Genomic DNA, 489 nt, shown 5'->3' on the forward strand with positions numbered 1-489 from the left:
CCGCCTTTCGAGAGCGATTCATAATTTTGCTTGACCTTGACCCGCCGGTTCGTCGAGCAGATCGACGCGAGACCCCCGGCGAAAATCAGCCAAATGGCGACCCCGCCAATCCCCCGCCCCCCCGAAAAATCCCATCACTCTGTAAGTAAGTAATGCGGCATGGGGGTGTGGGTGGAGGATGGACCGGGAGGAATCAATCGCCGTCATGCGGTTTCGACTTTCGACGGTTCCGGCACGCCGTCGAGATGATTCCACTCGCCGGATTCCCACTCTTGTTTGCGGTCGGTCGCCCACGAGCTACTGAATCCCTGTTTAGCGGCGGCGTCACCCTGCGAGATGCCGCCGTCGCACCACGGCTGACAGTCGAGCAGGTAGGCGCGCACGCGCTCGGCGCGCCGTATCTGTTCGGGGTCGATTTGGTCGGCGTCGTCGTCGCGGTCCTCGTCGAGGACGACGCGGAACGGCGCAGGGTCGTGCTCGGAATAACTC

Annotated in this window: 1 pseudogene; it reads right to left on the reverse strand. The window is 62.6% G+C overall.

What is annotated here, in order from left to right:
- Positions 1–203: 203 nt before the first annotated feature.
- Positions 204–489, reverse strand: a pseudogene (locus tag C451_RS00090) (hypothetical protein); the annotation flags it as partial.

Source organism: Halococcus thailandensis JCM 13552 (assembly GCF_000336715.1).
GTDB classification, from domain to species: domain Archaea; phylum Halobacteriota; class Halobacteria; order Halobacteriales; family Halococcaceae; genus Halococcus; species Halococcus thailandensis.